Genomic DNA, 1,548 nt, shown 5'->3' on the forward strand with positions numbered 1-1,548 from the left:
GTCCTGATCAGTGCATTGAACACCAAAGGAGCAGGACCAGTCGGAAAGCTAGCCAAGCCACGCGTCAAGACCAAGCAGGTCAACACACCCACCTTCGATGTCAGGACCGCGCTGTATGGCGTGCTTGGCGTCGATTTGACTGAGATCCATGGGTTGGGTCCGTCGCTCGCATTGAAGCTCATCGGCGAGTGCGGCACGGATTTAAGGGCATGGCCGAGCGCCAAACACTTCACTTCCTGGCTCTGCCTCGCACCCGGCAACAAGATCTCCGGCGGCAAGGTGCTGTCCTCGCGCACACGGAGATCCTCAAGTCGCGCAGCTGCGCTGTTGCGGTTGGCAGCAACAACCGTGGGGCGGAGCGAGACAGCGCTTGGAGCATTCTATCGTCGGCTGTCCTCACGCGCGGGTAAATCGAAGGCCGTGACGGCGACCGCTCGCAAGATTGCGGTTTTATTCTACAACACACTCCGGCACGGCATCAGTTACAGGGATCCTGGTGCAGACCAATATGAGCAGCAATATCGTAGCCGTGTCCTCGCCAACCTACAGCGCCGGGCGAAATCGCTAGGCTTCGTGTTGCAGGCCATCCCGGGCGACGCCAATCCGGCTGTTTCTTAGGAAGGCCGCTGCCTACTTCGCGAAAGAAGCGACATGAAGTTCGTCTTCATCGCGAAGCACCGGACCATCTGGCCGGTGGCATGGCTGTGCGAAGCAATGGGCGTATCGCGATCGGGCTTCCATGCCTGGCTGAACCGATCGCCCAGCGCCAGATCCCGAAGCGACGAGAAGGTCGGCCAGCAGGTCAAGGCAAGCTTCCTTGCCAGCGACCGGACCTACGGGGCCCGGCGCGTCTGGAGAGACCTTCTGGCAGACGGCGTCGAGTGCGGTCTGCATCGGATCGAGCGGCTGATGCGCCTGCAGGCCTTGCGGGCGCGGCCACGCCGCCGGCGCCTGCCGAAAGACGAGGGCGACCGCCAGATCGCGAACGTGCCGGCGAACCTTCTGGATCGTCAGTTCGTGGCCGAGCGTCCGAACCAGAAGTGGATCGCCGACTTCACCTATATCTGGACCGCGGAGGGCTGGCTCTATGTGGCGGCCGTGATCGACCTGTTCTCGCGCCGGGTGGTCGGCTGGTCGATGAGCGCCAGCATGACGGCCCAACTGGTTGCGGACGCACTGCTGATGGCCGTCTGGCGGCGTGGCAAGCCGGATGCCCTGATGCATCACTCCGATCGCGGCAGCCAATACGTCAGCGAACAGTTTCAGCGCCTGATGGCCGACAGCGGTATCGTTTGCAGCATGAGCCGGTCCGGCAACGTCTGGGACAACGCGGCGATGGAGAGCTTCTTCTCGTCGTTGAAGACAGAGCGCACAGAGCGCAAGACCTATCGCACCAGGAACGAGGCAAGAGCGGATGTGTTCGACTACATTGAGCGGTTCTACAAAGCCGTCCGCCGTCACTCGACCATCGGATACCTCAGCCCTGTTGAGTTCGAGCGCAAGGTGGGATTAGCTTAACCGGGTGTCCATCAAACCGGCAGCAGCTCA

General features: G+C 61.8%; 1 protein-coding gene and 1 pseudogene. Both read left to right on the forward strand.

The annotated features are described in order from the left end of the window. On the forward strand, nucleotides 1–618 hold a 618-nt coding region (locus tag AC0L3S_RS38985), incomplete at its 5' end, for a transposase (protein WP_473285257.1). Then, nucleotides 619–1,518 (forward strand): annotated as a pseudogene (locus AC0L3S_RS38990) (IS3 family transposase); the annotation flags it as partial. Nucleotides 1,519–1,548: the final 30 nt, after the last annotated feature.

The sequence above is a fragment of the Bradyrhizobium sp. Ken01 genome, assembly GCF_055807355.1.